Below are 18,068 nucleotides of genomic sequence, written 5' to 3'. Positions count from 1 at the left end.
GTGATAATGGATAGACCTAAGAAAAAGATAACCATAAGGGAGAATCAATGAATATGAAAATAATGAAATTTCTGGCTGCCATTTGTCTTCTGGGACTGGTGTGCACAGGCCCTTTGTTAGCCAAGGATATATATGTCACCGGTATTACAAAGATAACCATGCGGACGGGCCCGGGGGTTGATCACAAGATTGTTGCCATGCTCACCTCCGGCTCAAAGCTTGAGACCATTGAGTACCAGAAAGATTGGTCCCATGTGAAGACCCAGGACAATAAGACCGGATGGGTGCTGTCACGGTTCCTTACCGAAAAAGTTCCCCAAACCCTGCTGGTAAAACAATTGCAGGCTGAAAATCAAAGACTTGTGGCCGTCCTTGAGCAGACAGAGGAAAAAAAAAGGGCCCTGGCTGAAAAAAATGAGTTTCTGGGGGATATCGAGGAAAAATATAAAAAGCTTGAGCAGGCATCCGCTGATTTTTTAAAGCTCAGCGACAGCTACAAGACCCTTGCCCGAGAGTCCCAGGATCAGAAGGATCAGATCCTCACCCTTGAAAAAAATATGAACAATGAAGAAAAATTATGGTTCCTCAGCGGTGCCGGAGTCTTTATTGTGGGATTAATTATTGGATTGAGTACCCGTAAAAAGAAAAGAAGTTCCTTGCTATGATAAAAAAAACTGATTTTTTAGTGATCGGCAGCGGCATTGCTGGACTCAGCTATGCATTAAAGGTGGCAGCCTTTGGTAAGGTCACCATTGTAACCAAGAAAAAAATTCAAAAAAGCAATACAGCCCTTGCCCAGGGAGGCGTCGCAGCGGTTTTCAGTGAGCTGGATTCCTTTGATCTCCACATACAAGACACCCTGGATGCAGGGGATGGCCTCTGTACAGAAGAGGTGGTAAAAATGGTGGTGGAAAATGGGCCCAAACGTATTATGGAACTGGCCCACCAGGGTGCCCACTTTAATATGGCCGGTGATGGGGAACGCGATTTTGCCTTGGGGCAGGAGGGGGGACATTCTGTTAAACGGATTGTGTTTGCCCAGGACCTTACGGGTAAGGAAATTGAGGATACCCTGGTGGCAAGGGTTGAGGAAAATGAGAACATTACCATTCTGGAAGATCATATTGCCGTTAACCTGATTACATTTTCCACCATTGTCAGAAATGGTCTTGTGGTTACCCAAAATGAGAATATCTGTTGCGGTGCCTATGTCCTGAACAATGAAACCGGAGAAATCGAGACCTTTTATTCGGGCATTACCCTGCTTGCAACAGGCGGTGCCAGCAAGGTATATCTTTATACCTCCAATCCGGATATTGCCACCGGGGATGGGATTGCAATGGCCTACAGGGCCGGTGCATCCGTGGCCAACCTTGAGTTTGTCCAGTTTCATCCCACCTGTTTGTTTCATCCCGAAGCCAAGAATTTTTTGATTTCAGAAGCGGTGAGGGGAGAGGGGGCTTTTTTGATTGATGAACAGGGGCGCAGGTTCATGGAGGACTATTCTCCGGACAAGGAGCTTGCCTGCAGGGACGTTGTGGCAAGGGCCATTGACAATGAATTAAAAAAGACAGGGGCAGAATCTGTTTTTCTGGATATCTCCCATAAAGATGCCACTTTTATCAAACAAAGGTTTCCCAATATCTATGCAAAGTGTCTGGAATACGGCATCGACATGACAAAAGACCCCATTCCCGTGGTGCCGGCTGCCCATTACATGTGCGGAGGGGTGGCAACGGATTTAAACGGAAAAACCGATGTCCAGCGGCTTTATGCGGTGGGGGAAACCGCCTGTACAGGCCTTCACGGTGCCAACCGTCTGGCATCCAATTCATTGCTGGAAGCCCTGGTTTATTCCCACAATGCTTATAAAGCTTCCCTTGAAGAGTTTAAGACCATTGGCAACAAGATCGCCGTGACCCTGGATCCCTGGGATGAAACCAATACAACCGACAGTGACGAAGCCATTGTGGTATCCCACAACTGGGATGAGATCCGGCGGCTCATGTGGAATTATGTGGGGATTGTCCGGTCTGACAAACGGTTACAGAGGGCCAAACGAAGGATTGAGAATATCCAGCAGGAGATCAATGAATACTATTGGGATTTTAAGGTGACGGCCGATCTGATTGAACTGAGGAACCTGGCCACACTAGCTGAATTGATCATTCAGTCCGCCCTGATTCGGAAAGAAAGCCGGGGACTCCACTATAATATTGGATACCCGGACAGAGACGATTTAAACTGGCTTCAACACACGATTCTTAAAAAAACATTCTAATCAGCGACTTTAGGCAGTTAGAAACCGGGTGTTTGGTGTCTTTTCCCTATTTGGTCTCCCCTTTTCTATATTCCGCAATAAATTTTTTGATCTGCTTTAAATAGGGGATCATCACAATAACAACAATGGCGCCGAATACATATTGGATCATGTGGAAACGCTGTTCTAAAAATTCAAAGCCGTAACACCAGGCAATATTGGCGGTCAGGGTTCCAAGGGCTGTGGCGGTGAACGTTCTTAAAAGCCCCATCCTGAGCATGTAGCCGATGATGGATCCCACCACAGGCCCCGTCACTGGCAGGGGGGCCATGACAAAGAGAAAAATGCCGATCCATCCATAGGATTGAATTTTTTCTTTTTGTTCCAGAGCTTTCAGGGCCAGTTGGTTCATGAAGCGATTGATCCATTCAATTTTCAGGTAGTTGGTGGTGCTGAGGACAAATCCTGAATAGGTAAAACAGACAATCAAAACTTCGACATAAAAGTTATAGGCAATGGTTGTGAAGGGGCTGAATCCGTTGAGGATGCACAGCCCGATGCCGCCGGCACGGCTACCCACAAGATGGGTTATAAATACAAAAAAAAGTATTTTGGTTGTACTAAAGTCTATAAATCCGTAAATTCCAAGAAAGGTGACAAGCACCAAGGTCAGTATGATACCTGCTAAAAGCAATTTGCCTTCAACGGTTTGAAATAATTTTTGTCTCATTTGTGCCTGGCAACCATAATTGTAATGGGGAAGATTCCAATTGTTCATTAAGCAAAGAATTTATAAAATAAGCCATAAAGATTGTCAAGAAATTAGGTGTCACCCAAAGTTGTGGGGAGCGTTCCCAAAGATACCCCCCGGAATGCCTGTCAGGCATTAAACCTTTGTAAAATCTTGGTATGAGTATTACGTTTTTATTACAAAATCAGGTAATGGGGATACGTATATTTATTTTTTGGTTCCCACAAATAAGGTGACTATACCAAAGGTCATTTGCTTGAATCGGATCTTCTCAAACCCTGCGGTTTTCATTATTTTTGAAAAGGAAACAGGATCTGGAAAATTCAATACAGATTCGGGCAGGTAGCTATAGGCATTATTGTGTTTGGAAAAAAAAGAACCGATCAAGGGAAGAACGCGTTTAAAATATCCCAGATAGATCCGACGGAAAAAGCCTTTTTCAGGAGTGGTCAATTCCAGTACCACAAGTCTTCCCTCTTTTTTCAGAATCTTGTAAAATTGGCGGATAGCCCCTTTGCGGTCCATGATATTCCGGATACCAAAGGCAATAAAAACGGCATCAAATTTGTCTGGTTTAAAGGGGAGATGGAGTGCATCCGCGTTTAAAAGATCAATGGTGGTATTTTCTTTGAGCACCAGCTTTTGACGGCCAAGGGAGAGCATGCCAGGGGAAAAATCGATACCGAAAATTTTTACCCGGCCCCTTAACTGTGCACTGATCTCAAGGGCCACATCACAGGTGCCGCAGGCTACATCCATGACCCGACTGCCTGATGCAAGTTTTGCCGCACGCACCATTTGGCTTCGCCAGAAGATGTCCTGTCGAAAACTGAGCAAGCGGTTTAAAAAGTCATATCTAGGGGATATTTTGTCAAACATCTCTTTGACAAAATCAAGTTCTTCATTCATCGTTGACAACCTGAATTTCTGAGTTAATATATTATATTTGCCAGAACAGGTAGGGAAAATACCATACTAGAACCAATATTACAAATATAAATGCGCCATAACGCTTGGGATGATTGGGTAGAATATGACTGATAAACGTGACTATTATGAGATTCTTGGGGTTGCCAGGGATGCAGGAAAGCCGGAGTTGAAAAAAGCCTATCGAAAGCAGGCGATTAAATATCATCCGGATAAAAATCCAGACAATAAAGCAGCTGAAGATAAATTTAAGGAAGCGTCTGAAGCCTATGAAGTGCTGAGCGATGACAATAAACGTCAAATCTACGACCAGTTCGGTCACCAAGGGCTGGAAGGTTCCGGGCATTCAGGCCCCAGCGGGTTTGAAGATATCTTTTCCAGTTTCGGTGATATCTTTGAAGACTTTTTCGGGTTTGGCGGCAACCAGGGAGGACGGGGAAGTCGGGTCCAGAAAGGTTCGGATCTTCGTTATAATATGTCCATTGATTTTATGGAAGCCGCCTTTGGTACGGAAAAAACTATTTCCATTCCCAAAATGGATACCTGCACGGAATGTGAGGGGTCTGGGTGTGCGTCGGGAACAAGTCCCGAGACCTGTTCCCATTGTCATGGTACGGGCCAGTTTATCCAGAGCCAGGGATTTTTCAAGGTCAAGACCTCCTGCCCCTATTGCCGTGGCAGAGGGACCATGATTTCCAACCCCTGTGCCAAATGCCGGGGGGCTGGAAGGGTTGAGGTTACCCGGAAGGTTCAGGTCAAGATTCCGGCTGGAGTTGATGTGGGCTCCAAACTGCGCCTGACAGGCGAAGGTGAGGGATCTCCCTCTCCAGACGGCCCTCCCGGAGATTTATATGTGGTGATCAATGTGAATCCCCATAAGTTTTTCCAGCGGGATCACACCGATATTATCTGTGCTATTGATATCTCATTTATCCAGGCAGCTCTGGGGGATGAGATTACCATCCCCACCCTGGTGGGTGAAGAACAATTCAAGATTCCCAAGGGAACCCAGTACGGGGATAGTTTTAAGCTGCGGGGCGAGGGGATTGCCTCCCTTCGAACCGGACGACGGGGAGACCAGATTATAAAAGTGATTATCAAGACCCCCACAAAATTGAGCCAGAAACAAAAAGAGCTGTTAAAAAAGTTTGACAAACTGGACTCAAATAAAATATCAAACAAATTAAAAAATCTATTTAAGAATCTGTAATGATCAATTAAGGCGGTAATATGTTTGAGCTAAAGGTGAAAACCCATTTTGCAGGTGCCCATCAACTCACCATGGTGGGGCATAAATGTGAAAATCTTCATGGCCATAACTGGCAGGTGGAAGTCTGTGTTACAGGAAAGGAACTTAATTCAGCCGGTGTCCTGGCTGATTTTGGAGATATTAAACGGGCCGTGCGCCAGGTAGTGGACAAGGAACTGGATCATCGGTTTCTCAATGAACTTCCCGCCTTTAAGGATCAGCAGCCAACCTCTGAACGTATTGCCGTTTATATTGCTCAAAAAGTCCAGGCCCTCCTTGGGGAGAGCCTGGATACGAGTCTTACCGTATCCCGGGTCATGGCATGGGAATCCGAGAATTCCTGCGCCACTTATATTCCCGATGAATAAGGCTATTATTGAAGTTCGATGATCCGCTTGGCCGGTATCAGTCCGGTGGCTGCTGCCGATACAATATTGCCGGCCACTCCGGGTCCATCCCCTGCCACATACATCCCCTTTATACTGGTTTCCAGATAATTGTCGGTTTCAACCTGGGTGGCAAAGAATTTGATCTCGGGGGCATAGAGCAGGGTTTCATCGTTGGAAACTCCTGGTACCACACAGTTTAAGGTCTCAAGCCCTTCAGTGAGGTTGGTGAGAATCCGTTCGGGAAGGGCCATGGCAATGTCCCCGCACACCACATTGGTCATGGTGGGTTCAATATAGCCCTTGTGAATCCGGTTCCATGTGGAGCGACGTCCCCGCTTTAGATCCCCGAATCTTTGGAGAATCGGCTTTCCCCCGCCGATGATGGTGGCAAGCCGGCCGATGGACTCTCCATAGGCCTGGTTGTCTGTCACAGGTTCCGTCAGGATCACCTTTGAAAGAAATGCAAAATTGGTGTTGGAAGATTTTTTGCCCGAATAGGCATGGCCGTTGACACAGACAAAATCCTTGTAGTTTTCAAGGGAGATAAATCCTCCCTGGTTGGTACAAAAGGTTCGGGTCTGGTCATCATAGGTGTTGGTCTGAATGAAAAAAGTGGGATCATAGATGACATTGCACAAATCATCCATGATGTCATTGTGGACCTCCACCCGGATCCCCACCTCAATACCCCGCTGGCTTACGCTGATGCCGTGTTTCTGGGCAATGGAAGCCATCCAGTGGGCGCCGATTCTGCCCGGGGCCAGGATGACATTGGGGGCCTTGTACTCCCCCTTGTTCGTAATGACCCCCTGGACCTGACCCTCCTGTTCAACAATATCAATTACGTCTTCACTTGTTTTGATTTCAAGGCCTTTGGACTTTAAGTGAGTTGCCATTCCTGCAATATATCCGGGGAGGTTGTCACTGCCCAGGTGTTTTTGCTTGATCAAAAGCAGGTTGATTCCAAACCGTTTGGCCTCTTTTCGGATCTGTTTTGCCGCTTCCATATTGGTGGGGTAGATGGGCCCGTCCATTTTAAATCGGGTAAAGATTGTTTCTGTCTCATCAATGAGTTCCTGGGCCGAACTCAAGGGCATAAACTGGGTCAGGTCTGTTTTGCCAAGGCGGGGGATGAAATTGAGTTTTCCGTCGGAGTGGAGACCCGCTCCCCCAATCCCTGCCAGAATGTTGCAGGGATCGCATTGAAAACATTTTTGAAGATGGTGGTTGGGGCATTTTCGTTTCAGGGAATCTCGTCCCTTTTCGATCAAAAGGACCGAAAGGTTTGAGTGTTCTTTTAAATGATAAGCCGCAAAAAGACCTGCAGGCCCACCGCCTACGATAATTACATCATACATCAGAAGTCACCTTGATTTTTTTGATTTATAGACAACTTTTAATACTAACCGTATTTGAGATAGTATCAAGTTATTTTTATTGGGAAGCGCCATTTATATTCAAGCGGTGATTGGTGCCAGAGCGACTATTGATAGGATCGGTTGATTTTGATTGATTTTTTTATTTTACAAATGGTTCGTACCATATTAGGGTATTGGGATGATGGAAATTGTGTCTAGGATTATCAATGCAGTAAAATATATGGATCACCTTAAAAAAGAGGCCTTGCCCTTGAGATTTCTTTTTTAAATGAATCTTAAAACCAATTACATCGTGATGACCGTTCTATTGGTGATTATTCTGACCTTGATCGGCGTGACCTATAACAGCTCCCGAACCATTACCGAAAAAACAATTGAAAATTACCAGCAGAGCATCGCGGCAGAAGCCGCAAAAACCGTTGATCTGTGGCTGGCGCAACACCTGAATATTATTAAAGCCACCGCAAAAGCGGTTGAGCAAATTCCCATTGCCGATAATCCTGAAACCCTGAGGCTTTTGAAAATGGCACTCCATGCCGGCAATTTTTCCGATGTGTATATCGGATTAAAAGACGGCACCATGATTGACGGCGCTGACTAAAGGATATGATCCACGTATTCGTCCCTGGTACAAAAAGGCTGTCCAGGATAATAAAATTACCTTTACAACTCCTTATGTCGATCTGACAACCAACAAGCTTGTCATTGCCATTGTCAATCCATTGGTGGTGAACCATTCGTTTGCCGGTGTCATCAGTTCCGATATCATTTTGACCACCCTGGAAAAGGAGATGATGAATGTAAAAATAGGTACTTCCGGATATACCTTTATCATTGACAGTTATGGAACGATTCTGGTTCATCCGGAGCAGCAGCTGTTAATGACGACAAAAATCCAGGATTCCGACAAAAGTCTGGAAACGGTTCTTGATTTTTTTAAGGCAGCAGGGTCCGGGTCCTATTATTATAATTTTGGCGGTAAAGAAAAGATCCTTTCATTTCAGCGACTCGTAAATACCGGCTGGTATCTGTGTACCACCGCAAACAAAAAGGAAGCCCATCTGCTTGCCAAGAACACGGCCATGCTATTTGCCATGGGGCGGGTATTTAAAATCCTGGGGATATTGTCCATACTGCTGCTTTGCGTCATTTTTTTCAGCGCGTTGATTCTTTCCATATCAAAGCGCAGGTTCGAAGCGATTGTCCAGCAGCACCAGCAGCTTTTGCAGGGTAAGAGCGAGGATTTAAAAGGGGAGATTATCCGCAGGAAGGAAATTGAAACCCGGTATCAGACCCTGTTTGACGTGGCCACCAATGCCATCATGCTCAGTCAGCGGCTCGCCTATATCGAGTGCAATAAAAAAGCCATGGACATGTTCGGCCTGGATCATGAACAGATTATCGGCAAAACAATGCTGGATCTGTCTCCTGCCATTCAGCAGGACGGCCGGGAAAGTAAAATAAAATTTGATCTTATCATTGAAAACCTGGTGGCCGGGGGGCAGGATATCTTTGAATGGGCATTCAAAAGATCCGACGGCACGGAATTCCCGGCAGAAGTGGGGCTTAAGACCCTTCGTCTTGACTCGGAACTTGTGACCCTTTACAGCATCTGGGACATTTCAAAACGGGCAGAAGCCGAGCAGCACCTTCGCCAGGCCCAGAAAATGGCTGCCATGGGGGAAATGCTCAGTTCCATTGCCCATCAATGGCGGCAGCCCCTGAACGTTTTGTCCACCTATATTGCCAGTCTTCCGCCAGCTTTCCATAATAATATGCTCTCAAAGGAATTTGTGGAAAAGCTGGTCAGAGAATCCGATTCCCAGATACAATTCATGTCAAGAACCATTAATGATTTCAGACAATACTTTCGGCCGTCCAAGAAAAAGCAGGCCTTTGACGTCCAGGAATCCATCCACAGTGCTGTAAAACTCATCCGGCCCCAGTTAAAACAAAACGCCATCACCCTTCAGATGAATAAGGATGCAGAGGCACAACCATTTTTTGTCTTTGGGTATGAAAACGAATTTGTCCATGTGCTGGTCAATATTATCTCCAATGCCAAGGATGCCATCATCGAAAAAAAGGCAACCGCCAGGAACAAAAATTTTCACCGCCTGATTGACCTGTCCATCTCAACTCAAGGCCAGAATGTTGTTCTGGCAATAAACCCCAATCCACCGCCTAAAAAAAGAAAAACCCCGTTGCGCTTGATGGATCAAGCCGATAGAGTGTTTGTGCGACCAAAAACCTATCATCAACGGGGTGAAACAGAGTATGACACAAGGCGTATTACCATTCAAGTACGAAGAAGAAAAATCAAATAGCGGGATGACAGCCCTGGCGGGGTTACCACTGTATCTCGACTTGGCTGAAGTGATTGGCTTGTCTAAATCCATTCAAAAGCACTTAAAGATAAGAACAGGCTCTCAAGGCTGGACAGACACTCAGGTTGTGCTGGCGATAGTATTGCTGAATTTGGCTGGCGGTGATTGTGTTGATGATTTAAAAATTCTGGAAGCTGATCAAGGATTTTGCGCAATACTGGACAAAACAGAAATACACGGGCTGAAACGTAAAGTGCGGAGGGCTTTGGAAAGACGGTGGCGCAAAGAGAAAAAACGCTCGGTGCCGTCACCCTCTGCGGTCTTCAGATATTTATCCAAATTTCATGATGCAAAACAGGAGGAACTTCGTTTGTCTTCAGATGTTAAAGCGTTTATCCCCAGACACAATGAACATCTGAAAGGGCTTCGGGAAATCAATAAAGATATGTGTGCTGGGTTGAACAAGGCAAAGCCTCAAACAACAGCGACCCTTGATATGGATGCGACTCTGGCCGAGACCATGAAAAAGGCTGCTCGCTATTGTTATAAAGGATTTAAATCCTATCAGCCGTTGAATGTTTGGTGGCATGAACAAGGCATTATTCTGCACACGGAATTTCGTGATGGCAATGTACCTGCCGGGTATGAACAACTCAAAATATTCAAGGAAGCTTTGGCCTGCCTCCCGGAAAATGTAAAAAAGGTAAAACTCAGATCAGACACGGCTGGATATCAGCATGAATTATTAAAGTACTGTGAAATAGGTGAAAACGAACGCTTCGGCAGGATAGAATTCGCAATCGGATGTAATGTAACTACAGCATTCAAAACAGCTGTGGTTCAAGTTCCGGATCTTGAATGGAGACCGATTCATAAAAACGAAAAGGGGGTCAAAATAAAAACCGGCAGTGAATGGGCAGAAGTGTGCTTTGTTCCCAATGAATTATGCCATAGTAAAGATACGCCTACATACCGGTATATTGCCAAACGGCAACGCCTTGAGGAGCAACCGCCTTTGCCGGGCATAGAAGGACCCAAACAGTTAGAGTTTCCTTTCCCTACAATGGAAATGCAAGAAAAAAAGTACAAGGTTTTCGGGGTCGTGACCAACATCAAATACACCGACATGAAAGGAGAAACCATAATTCACTGGCTTCATGAGCGATGTGGAAAAAGTGAAGAGATCCATGCCGTAATGAAAGATGATTTAGCCGGAGGAAAATTTCCATCTTCTGATTTCGGTGTAAATGCCGCCTGGTGGTGGATGATGATAATCTCCTTGAATTTGAACGCAATGATGAAAAACTTGGCCTTGGCTCCCATTATGGCAGTTAAACGAATGAAAGCCATCAGGTACTCCGTCATCAATATACCGGGCAGAGTGATTACCCATTCACGCCGTTTGATTCTGCGTTTATCTCAAGGCCATCCGGCATATGACCTTTTTGTTGAGGCACGCAGAAGAATAGCAAAACTCAATGGAGCTTGGGCTCCACCAGGATAAGGGCAGATGAAAAAAACATGTTAGAAATTATATTTTTATGGTTCGTCCAAGGGATAGCTGCGCCTAAAACTTGGTGACATCAGGCAGAGGGACCTTCAAAAAATACTCGCTCATCAAAATAACCAACGCCCCTAAAAAAAATCTCCCCGAATTGCCGATGGCATGGTGCACAAAAAAATAGGCGGTGGATTTGGGTAAAGGACACGGGTTGCGGAATTCCCGGACATTTGTTAACAAAGATATTCACGCCCTATTTTACAACCAAAAGCGTTGCAATGGGGACAGGCATCGGGCTTTATATGGCAAAGATGATTGTGGAAAAGGAAATGCTGGGTCACATCAGTGTGGAAAATTTGTCAATGGGAACCCAATTTATTATCAAACTGCCCATGTCAGACCTGAGAAGGGAAAATCATGCTTAATTTTTCCCATGTGGATACCCATATCCTCCTTGTGGATGATGAACAATCAGAACTGGACGCCTATAGTTTTCTGCTGCAATCCATGGGGGTTAAACATATCACCACCATAAAAGATACCAGGAAACTTCTGCCCATAATGGAGGAATTTGTTTCTAGTGTCCTCTTCCTTGATTTGAACATGCCCCATAAATCCGGCAGGGAAATTCTTGCCGAAGTCCGGGAGAAGTATCCCCACACGCCCGTGATTGTCTGCACGGCCAATTCAGACATTGAAATGGCGGTTGAGTGCCTGAAGCTGGGGGCCCATGACTACCTGGTCAAGCCCATTAATATGAACACCTTTGGATCCGCTCTCAGAAATGCCCTGGAAATATCCACCCTTCGCACTGAGGTTATGACCTTAAAGGGGCTTTCCTTTACAAAAAAACTCAAGGAACCCCGGCATTTTTCCCGGATCATTACACAAAATTCGGTCATGACCGGGTTGTTCCAATATATTGAATCCATTGCCCCCAGCGGCCAGCCCGTCCTCATCCTGGGAGAAACCGGATCGGGAAAGGAATTATTTGCCAGGGCCATCCATGACGCAAGCCAGGTTCCAGGCGGCTTTATCGCGGTTGATGTGTCCGGCCTGGATGACACGCTTTTTTCCGATACCCTGTTCGGCCATAAACGAGGGGCCTTTACCGGCGCTGATGCGGACAGGCCCGGGCTTATCGAAAGCGCAAACCAGGGGACCGTGTTTTTAGATGAAATAGGGGATCTGAGCAAGGCCTCCCAGGTCAAACTGCTCCGGCTGCTCCAGGAAGGCATCTATTACCCCTTGGGGTCGGATTCACCCCAAAAGTGCCAGGCAAGGATCATCACCGCCACAAACAAACGATTGAACACCCCGGCACAATTGGAAAATAATTTTCGCATGGATCTTTACTACCGCCTGTCCACCCACCTCATCCTGATCCCGCCGCTTCGGGAACGAAAAGAGGATATTCCGCTGCTGGTGACCTGTTTAACGGAAAAGGCAGCCGAACAAATGGGCAAGCAGATCACAAGTATCAGCCCGGATCTGCTGGACCTGCTCGCTGCCCAGACCTTTCCGGGAAATGTCCGGGAGTTGAAAACATACCTCTATGATGCCGTGGCACAATGCCAGACCCGGGAACTGACAAAAGAGGCCATCCAGGAACGCCTGACCCCTGAATGCACCTGTGTTGATCCTGAAATATCAAAGGACAACAGGAGTTCTCTGGAACATCTGTTCGGTCATTTTCCCACCCTTGTCCAGTTGACGGAGTATGCCGTGAATACCGCCTTGAAATCAGCCGGCCATAACCAGAGCATGGCGGCCAGGATGCTGGGGATTTCCAAACAGGCCCTGAGCAAGCGGCTTAAAAAGAAGAATACCCGGGGATAAAAGATGACTGGACCCAGACCGTTTTGATCAGTACCCACGGCATCACCTCCCTAATTTTTCTGATGAGATTTTTTCACTGGAAATATGAGGCGTATGAGACTGCGGATCGATTTTCAAATTGCGGTTATATTGTTTTAACGCTGAATAAGGACACCGATGCCTATTCAATTTCAATGGATAACAGGTCCGGGCAGTCCGTTGATGATATGAACACCAACGGATAATTGGGTATGTCTTTTAAATCGGCAATCAGTGTTTTATTCCTGACGGGAGTTGTCATTGGCCTGTATTTCGCAATTGATGGCCTATTACAAGGGCCCAATTATTTTGCAAACCGTCTGATTACCATTGAGCAGATGCACAAAAAGGAATCCCTTGTTGAAAATAAATGGGGGGAACGCAGGATTAAACAAGAGTGGATAATGGCCTATTCCTTTCCGGGTGTTCAAAATCAAAGGCAGTATGGAATTCGGATGCTGTTTGACAACGAACTGCCGAAAAAGCCTGAATATTATCGATCCGGGGATACCTTGGTCCACCGTATCCCTGTGCCTGAATCTCAGGGCGGCCGTTTTGGATTGAATCTCAATGTTCGTAATGGTTTAGGTATTTCGGGTTATTTTTTAATCCTGGGGGGGCCAATCCTGGTACTGATCCATTTGGGACACTTGCCCGTGGTAAGAAAGCGAAAAACACTCATTTTGATAATCCCGTTTCTTATCATTGTCGGAGGGATTTTATTTCAGATCCTGGGGGCATTTTTATCATAAACGCTCTGGTATGGTTGAAAGGAAAATGATGGTTCGCACAAAAATAGTAGGGTCAATTTTATCAATAGTCCTCTTGGCCGGTTGTAATAATTACTATTCCGGCAATAAAAATATACAAAAAGAAAAGGCATCAGCTCCCTGCAATCAACCTGCCTGGGATTTTAATCTGCATCGGTATGCCTACATTGGTGATCTTAAAAAAGTCAAACATGCCCTTAAACATGCCGCTATTAACGCAAAAGATCAAAAAAGAATGTCCGCACTGATGCTGGCAGCATTTAAAGACCGGGAAGATGTTGTTGAATACCTTATCAACCAGGGCGCTGATTGTCATTTTCTAAGCCCTAATGGAAGAAATATTCTCTCCTATGCGGTGCAGAATAAAAATGCAGGGCTGGTTAAAAAGTTTCTTGCCCTGAATGTACTTCCCGGCCGGTACAAGGATGGTAAAGATACATTATGGCAGGCCGTATATAGTGAAAACCTGCCTGTTCTAAAGTTGCTCCTTGCGCATTTTCCTGGGGTGGACACAGCCTATGTGATCAAACCGGAAAACGATACATACCGGACACAAACAACCTTATTGCTGCAATCAATTGAATACAGCCCCTTTGAAGTGACCCAAATACTTGTTGAAAAAGGGGCTGACATTCAAAAAGCAAATTCAAGGGGAGAAACACCGCTTCTTTCAGCCATGAGGAACGGTAAGTATGAGACGGCAGAATATCTCATATCCAAGGGGGCAAAGCTTGATGCAAAAGACAGGGCGGGAAATACCCTTTTGAGCTACGCCATGAAAGCAAAGAAAGAGGATTTAGCTTTACAGGCCATCACCTCCGGTATTCCTCTGGACACACAGGTTACCTATAAAATCTTTAAAGAAGACCCGGTTTTTTATGAATACGATATTAAAAGAGCAAGGCCTGACCGGCGCCATTACAATTATCTTCACATGGCTGCAGCCCATGGGCTGACAAGGGTCGTTAAGGCATTTCTGGATAAAGGAGCCGATATCTCTTCTCCCAATGGAGACGTCTTTGATTTGGATGCTGCAGGCTTTGCCGCATTCTACGGCCATGCCGATACATTGAAACTTTTGCTGGATTCAGGTGCCACGCCTTACAACCTTTACACAAACAGCAATCCTGCGGGCGATTACGGGCTTGCCTATTTTGCCGGTGCTTCCGGTTCTTATACCCTTTTGAGCCTGGCTGTAATTTCTCAAAACAGGAGTGAAAAGATGATCGCATATCTGCTGGATCTGCCGGAATCCAGGCAATATGCCAAGATAGAAAAAGATCCTTTTTACATCAACTTGATGATGATCACCGAAGTTGACTCTCCCACCATATTTAATAAAACATTGGTAAAAATGAGGGAATGGGGATTTGAAAACAGCGATGTCCTTGACCGGAAATACAAAAATGAGATTCAATCCCCAAAAGATGAAACGCCTGTTGAAAAGAAAACCACAAAGGATTTGATTTTTGAAGCCCTGAAGCAAGGGGACCTGGAAAAATTAAAAGAAATAAAAAACAGGGGGGTCAATATCCCCGAAATTTGCCCGGATGCTGCATTTTATGCTGTTTACTTTGACCAGGAACATCTGATTTTGCCTTTGATTGATGATTTTGAAATTGATATTAACAGAACCGATAAAAATAGCCGTAACCAAACCATTGTAAATAAGCTTGCAAAATTCTACCAACCCAGACCCTTTATCACAAACAAAGAACTTTTCATGGGCCTTATGGACAGGGGGATGGATATTAACATTGCCCCGGAAGGCATAACCCCTCTGACGGATATAATAGATGATTTTGACAGGGATCCGGACATGGCGTTTATTAAAGCAATGATTTACCGGGGTGCTGATTTCGGGGATCAGGCCTTTGCATTAAAACGGATATATACGCTTTTCGATCATGATACCTATAATCTTGTAGTAAATGATCCGCTTTTTCAGCCGGTAATGGAAAAGCTATACCGTAATTCAGACCTGGCGGATGTGGCAATAGACCTGCTTAAAAAACGAGATCCCATTACCTATGAACCGAAATACCCGGAACGGGTTGAAAAATTGATGGAGATTGCCTATTGGAACACCTATGCCTTTGACCACTCAAAGCTTGCAGACTATGCCAAACAAAAAGGGTATGAAGATTTTCACAGGGTTGTCATCTTTTATAAAGGGAGTGGCGACCAAGACCAAGACGCGCTTATTGAGATCAGGCTTGACCCGATTGACTCAGCCGATAAAGGCACCCATGATAAATAAAGCATCATGCTAGCATCTATCTATTCAAGCTATTCAAGGTCGGGATTTTTTTCATGGTGTTGATTCAATTTTTAGGTTTATGGGAACTCATATGAATAACGAGATAGAAAAGAAACTGATAGCGATAGGTGTTGATTTGCCAAAAGGGATCGGTGAGGTTACATTTGTTTCAAAGTTCAACCCCACCCTTTTGAAAAATTTTACATATCTGAAATTGTTTTATTTGGTTGGAATTATCAGTTTGATATTGATTACAAAATATCATCTGCAAACAAATGATAATTCCTGGGACATTCATTATTTCATGTTAATGTTTTGGATATATGTTGCGGGGATCATTTTTTTTATAAAATGGTTTTTCTGGAAAAGTGATGTCAAGATAGCAGGAGTCAATGGTCTTATCGTATACGGGTTTAGGTTCAGTGTTAAACACCCCAAAAAAACCTTGGTGTTTTATAAAGATATAGAAAAATTACAAAAATATGAAGGTGGGGATGAATGGTGGAGACGATATAAATCCAAATATTACCAGTACGATTTTATTCAAAAGGATAAAGTAATCTTTAGTGAAACAATTTTTTGGAACAGGCCCGACAACGACGACGATGATGATTTGGATTTTATGGATCATGTTTTAGAAAATTGGAAGAATTCTGTCAAGACTGCAAGATCATATTCGGTTCAATAAATTTTAAGGGACAGAACAAGCGGTTTAAAAAGAGAAACACCCCGGGGTAAGGGGCAATTCCTGATACCCGGTACCGATACCCAGGACCGACACCCGACACCCTGCCGGGATAAATTATTCTGTTTTTGGTGCAGCCCATTTGGTGGAACCTGCGGATGGCTTAAAAAGCGGGTGATTTGGTTTGATTTGTTTGTTTTTCGCTCCTTACCGGCCGGGGAGGATTGCAGCGTACTGATTGAACAATTCCGACAGGTTCTAAATTACGCTGCGCTAAAAGCCGTGAACCGCGGTCCAGTGGGTCCTCAAACAGCACGGCTTTCTTAACGCTCCACTGCATTAAGAACCTGTAAGAAATTGCAATCAATGATATGCCCGCAATCCCCCCCCCCCCGACCTTTGGACAAACTCCGACCGGATTTCCACAGTCCAACTATTCACTGTTTTTGAAACACTTCTTCCCAATCCCAAGATATTGTGTCGTGTTTTGATTCAAATATATTGAGATTTTTAATAATAGTGTGTGCCTCTGAATTTGGCACTGGAAAATTCCGTTTTTGACGTAGTCCTCAGAAAAAAAATTTAAAGTGCCGATATAAATCGGAACTAATCACTGATAATGTCTTCGATCCATAGTGGAGTCATCTCATATCCCACTTTTTTTACCGGCAGATATTTTCTTTATTCCTGTATTTTTTTTGCCGGTATTATTCAAACAAAATCAGATCTTTAAAAATCGAACATTTGATGTCTCCGCTTGAATCATGTATCTTTTGACAGTCAATCCGCCCGGAGTTATGAATAACTTCTTTTTAAGGACTAATTTGCCATGGGTAGAAAAAACCTAAAATTTGTTTCTATTTCTGAAGCCGTAAAAGAGTTAAAAAACACCCTGATGATGCAATCTGAACTAAAAAAACAAGAAGAGATCAAACCGCTAATTGAGGGTTTCGGAAATTTTGAGATTCGAAAAGACCGAATAAAGGTGCATCCATTAGATTTTGTCGATCGTAATGGGTTGTGGATAAAATCAGATAGCAGCGAACAATTCTATTACGGTGTCGACCTGGTGGAAATTTTTATAGATTTGGTAAATTCTATGCCGCCAGAAATAATTGCAGAGGTATATTCAAGGATTGAGATGGTAAGTGCAAAAGTTGCCAGACACCCTAAAACTGATGGCACCGGGATTTTGGTTGAAACTGGAATGGAAAAATTCGAATGCATCCAATGTGGTCATTGCTGTCTTGATTTGTCAGATGCCTTTGAGACGTCTGTTCCTGACTCTGATGTGCTACGTTGGGAACGGGAAAATCGATATGACATTTTGGATTGGGTGGTTTCATTTGTAGGATTGAATGATATTTGGGTCAATCCGAAGACCGGCGAACCAGTAAATCGCTGCCCTTGGTTAAGAAAATTCCCTAAAAAAGATAAATATATCTGTAGGATTCATGAAACCAAGCCCGACCATTGTCGAAATTTTCCGAAATCTAAAAGACATGCTATAGATAATGACTGCAAAGGATTTTCCGCAGAATAACCGTTTAACAGAGCCGAAGTGCTTGATTTATAAATGCCTGGAGGCCCTGCTTGATCACCAGTTATGAATACCAGATAGGAAGGACTATCAGAAATAGTGATCGCCTTTTCTGGCAAGTCTTTGGGCGGTTAATAATAGACATAGTCCACATTACATCTAAAGGTTTGATT

Annotated in this window: 16 protein-coding genes; 13 read left to right on the top strand and 3 right to left on the bottom strand. The window is 44.5% G+C overall.

The genetic code is table 11. The features are described 5' to 3' along the window. Positions 1-47 precede the first annotated feature (47 nt). Positions 48-665, top strand: a complete 618-nt coding sequence (locus tag ACZ45G_RS23325) for a TIGR04211 family SH3 domain-containing protein (protein WP_464172912.1) — start codon at positions 48-50, stop codon at positions 663-665. Then, on the top strand, positions 662-2,281 hold the full coding sequence (nadB, locus tag ACZ45G_RS23320; RefSeq protein ID WP_464172911.1) for an L-aspartate oxidase: 1,620 nt from the start codon (positions 662-664) through the stop codon (positions 2,279-2,281). Before ACZ45G_RS23325 ends, nadB begins: the two co-directional genes overlap by 4 nt. A gap of 46 nt (positions 2,282-2,327) precedes the next feature. Here the strand turns inward: nadB and ACZ45G_RS23315 are convergent, their stop codons facing one another. Then, the gene (locus ACZ45G_RS23315) at positions 2,328-2,990 is read right to left on the bottom strand and encodes a small multi-drug export protein (RefSeq protein ID WP_464172910.1); all 663 of its coding nucleotides are present in this window, start codon (positions 2,988-2,990) and stop codon (positions 2,328-2,330) included. A 228-nt stretch (positions 2,991-3,218) separates the two neighbouring features. Beyond that, entirely contained in the window at positions 3,219-3,920 is a 702-nt protein-coding gene (gene ubiE / locus ACZ45G_RS23310) for a bifunctional demethylmenaquinone methyltransferase/2-methoxy-6-polyprenyl-1,4-benzoquinol methylase UbiE (protein ID WP_464172909.1), read from the bottom strand. Between the two features lie 124 nt (positions 3,921-4,044). Between ubiE and dnaJ the strand changes: the two genes are divergently transcribed. Both dnaJ and queD read left to right on the top strand, forming a co-directional pair. Continuing rightward, positions 4,045-5,148, top strand: a complete 1,104-nt coding sequence (gene dnaJ / locus ACZ45G_RS23305) for a molecular chaperone DnaJ (protein WP_464172908.1) — start codon at positions 4,045-4,047, stop codon at positions 5,146-5,148. 20 nt (positions 5,149-5,168) lie between these two features. Next, positions 5,169-5,555: a 6-carboxytetrahydropterin synthase QueD gene (gene queD, locus ACZ45G_RS23300; RefSeq protein WP_464172907.1), complete on the top strand. Its 387-nt coding sequence runs from the start codon at positions 5,169-5,171 to the stop codon at positions 5,553-5,555. Positions 5,556-5,560: 5 nt separating this feature from the next. On the opposite strand, the gene ACZ45G_RS23295 is transcribed toward queD, so the two are convergent. After that, the gene (locus ACZ45G_RS23295; RefSeq protein ID WP_464172905.1) at positions 5,561-6,934 is read right to left on the bottom strand and encodes an NAD(P)/FAD-dependent oxidoreductase; all 1,374 of its coding nucleotides are present in this window, start codon (positions 6,932-6,934) and stop codon (positions 5,561-5,563) included. A 289-nt stretch (positions 6,935-7,223) separates the two neighbouring features. Between ACZ45G_RS23295 and ACZ45G_RS23290 the strand changes: the two genes are divergently transcribed. The 9 genes from ACZ45G_RS23290 (at position 7,224) to ACZ45G_RS23250 (ending at position 17,898) form a co-directional block, all read left to right on the top strand. Further along, the gene (locus ACZ45G_RS23290; protein WP_464172904.1) at positions 7,224-7,556 is read left to right on the top strand and encodes a hypothetical protein; all 333 of its coding nucleotides are present in this window, start codon (positions 7,224-7,226) and stop codon (positions 7,554-7,556) included. Beyond that, positions 7,540-9,282 (top strand): cache domain-containing protein, encoded by a 1,743-nt coding sequence (locus ACZ45G_RS23285; RefSeq protein WP_464172903.1) that lies wholly within the window; start codon positions 7,540-7,542, stop codon positions 9,280-9,282. Before ACZ45G_RS23290 ends, ACZ45G_RS23285 begins: the two co-directional genes overlap by 17 nt. Beyond that, on the top strand, positions 9,233-10,786 hold the full coding sequence (locus ACZ45G_RS23280; protein ID WP_464172902.1) for an IS1380 family transposase: 1,554 nt from the start codon (positions 9,233-9,235) through the stop codon (positions 10,784-10,786). The genes ACZ45G_RS23285 and ACZ45G_RS23280 overlap by 50 nt, the downstream gene beginning before the upstream one ends. A 140-nt stretch (positions 10,787-10,926) precedes the next feature. After that, entirely contained in the window at positions 10,927-11,208 is a 282-nt protein-coding gene (locus ACZ45G_RS23275; RefSeq protein WP_464180002.1) for an ATP-binding protein, read from the top strand. Beyond that, complete coding sequence (locus ACZ45G_RS23270) at positions 11,201-12,622, top strand: sigma-54-dependent transcriptional regulator (protein ID WP_464172901.1); 1,422 nt, start codon at positions 11,201-11,203, stop codon at positions 12,620-12,622. Before ACZ45G_RS23275 ends, ACZ45G_RS23270 begins: the two co-directional genes overlap by 8 nt. A 230-nt stretch (positions 12,623-12,852) precedes the next feature. Continuing rightward, positions 12,853-13,392: a hypothetical protein gene (locus ACZ45G_RS23265; RefSeq protein WP_464172900.1), complete on the top strand. Its 540-nt coding sequence runs from the start codon at positions 12,853-12,855 to the stop codon at positions 13,390-13,392. Between the two features lie 25 nt (positions 13,393-13,417). After that, positions 13,418-15,670, top strand: coding sequence for an ankyrin repeat domain-containing protein (locus ACZ45G_RS23260; RefSeq protein ID WP_464172898.1), 2,253 nt, complete (start codon positions 13,418-13,420; stop codon positions 15,668-15,670). 79 nt (positions 15,671-15,749) lie between these two features. Next, positions 15,750-16,358, top strand: a complete 609-nt coding sequence (locus tag ACZ45G_RS23255; protein WP_464172897.1) for a hypothetical protein — start codon at positions 15,750-15,752, stop codon at positions 16,356-16,358. Positions 16,359-17,184: 826 nt separating this feature from the next. Then, entirely contained in the window at positions 17,185-17,898 is a 714-nt protein-coding gene (locus ACZ45G_RS23250; RefSeq protein ID WP_464172896.1) for a YkgJ family cysteine cluster protein, read from the top strand. The last annotated feature ends 170 nt before the right edge of the window (positions 17,899-18,068 follow it).

It is taken from the genome of Desulfoconvexum algidum (assembly GCF_055382125.1).
This window is presented reverse-complemented; position numbering and strand designations above follow the sequence as displayed.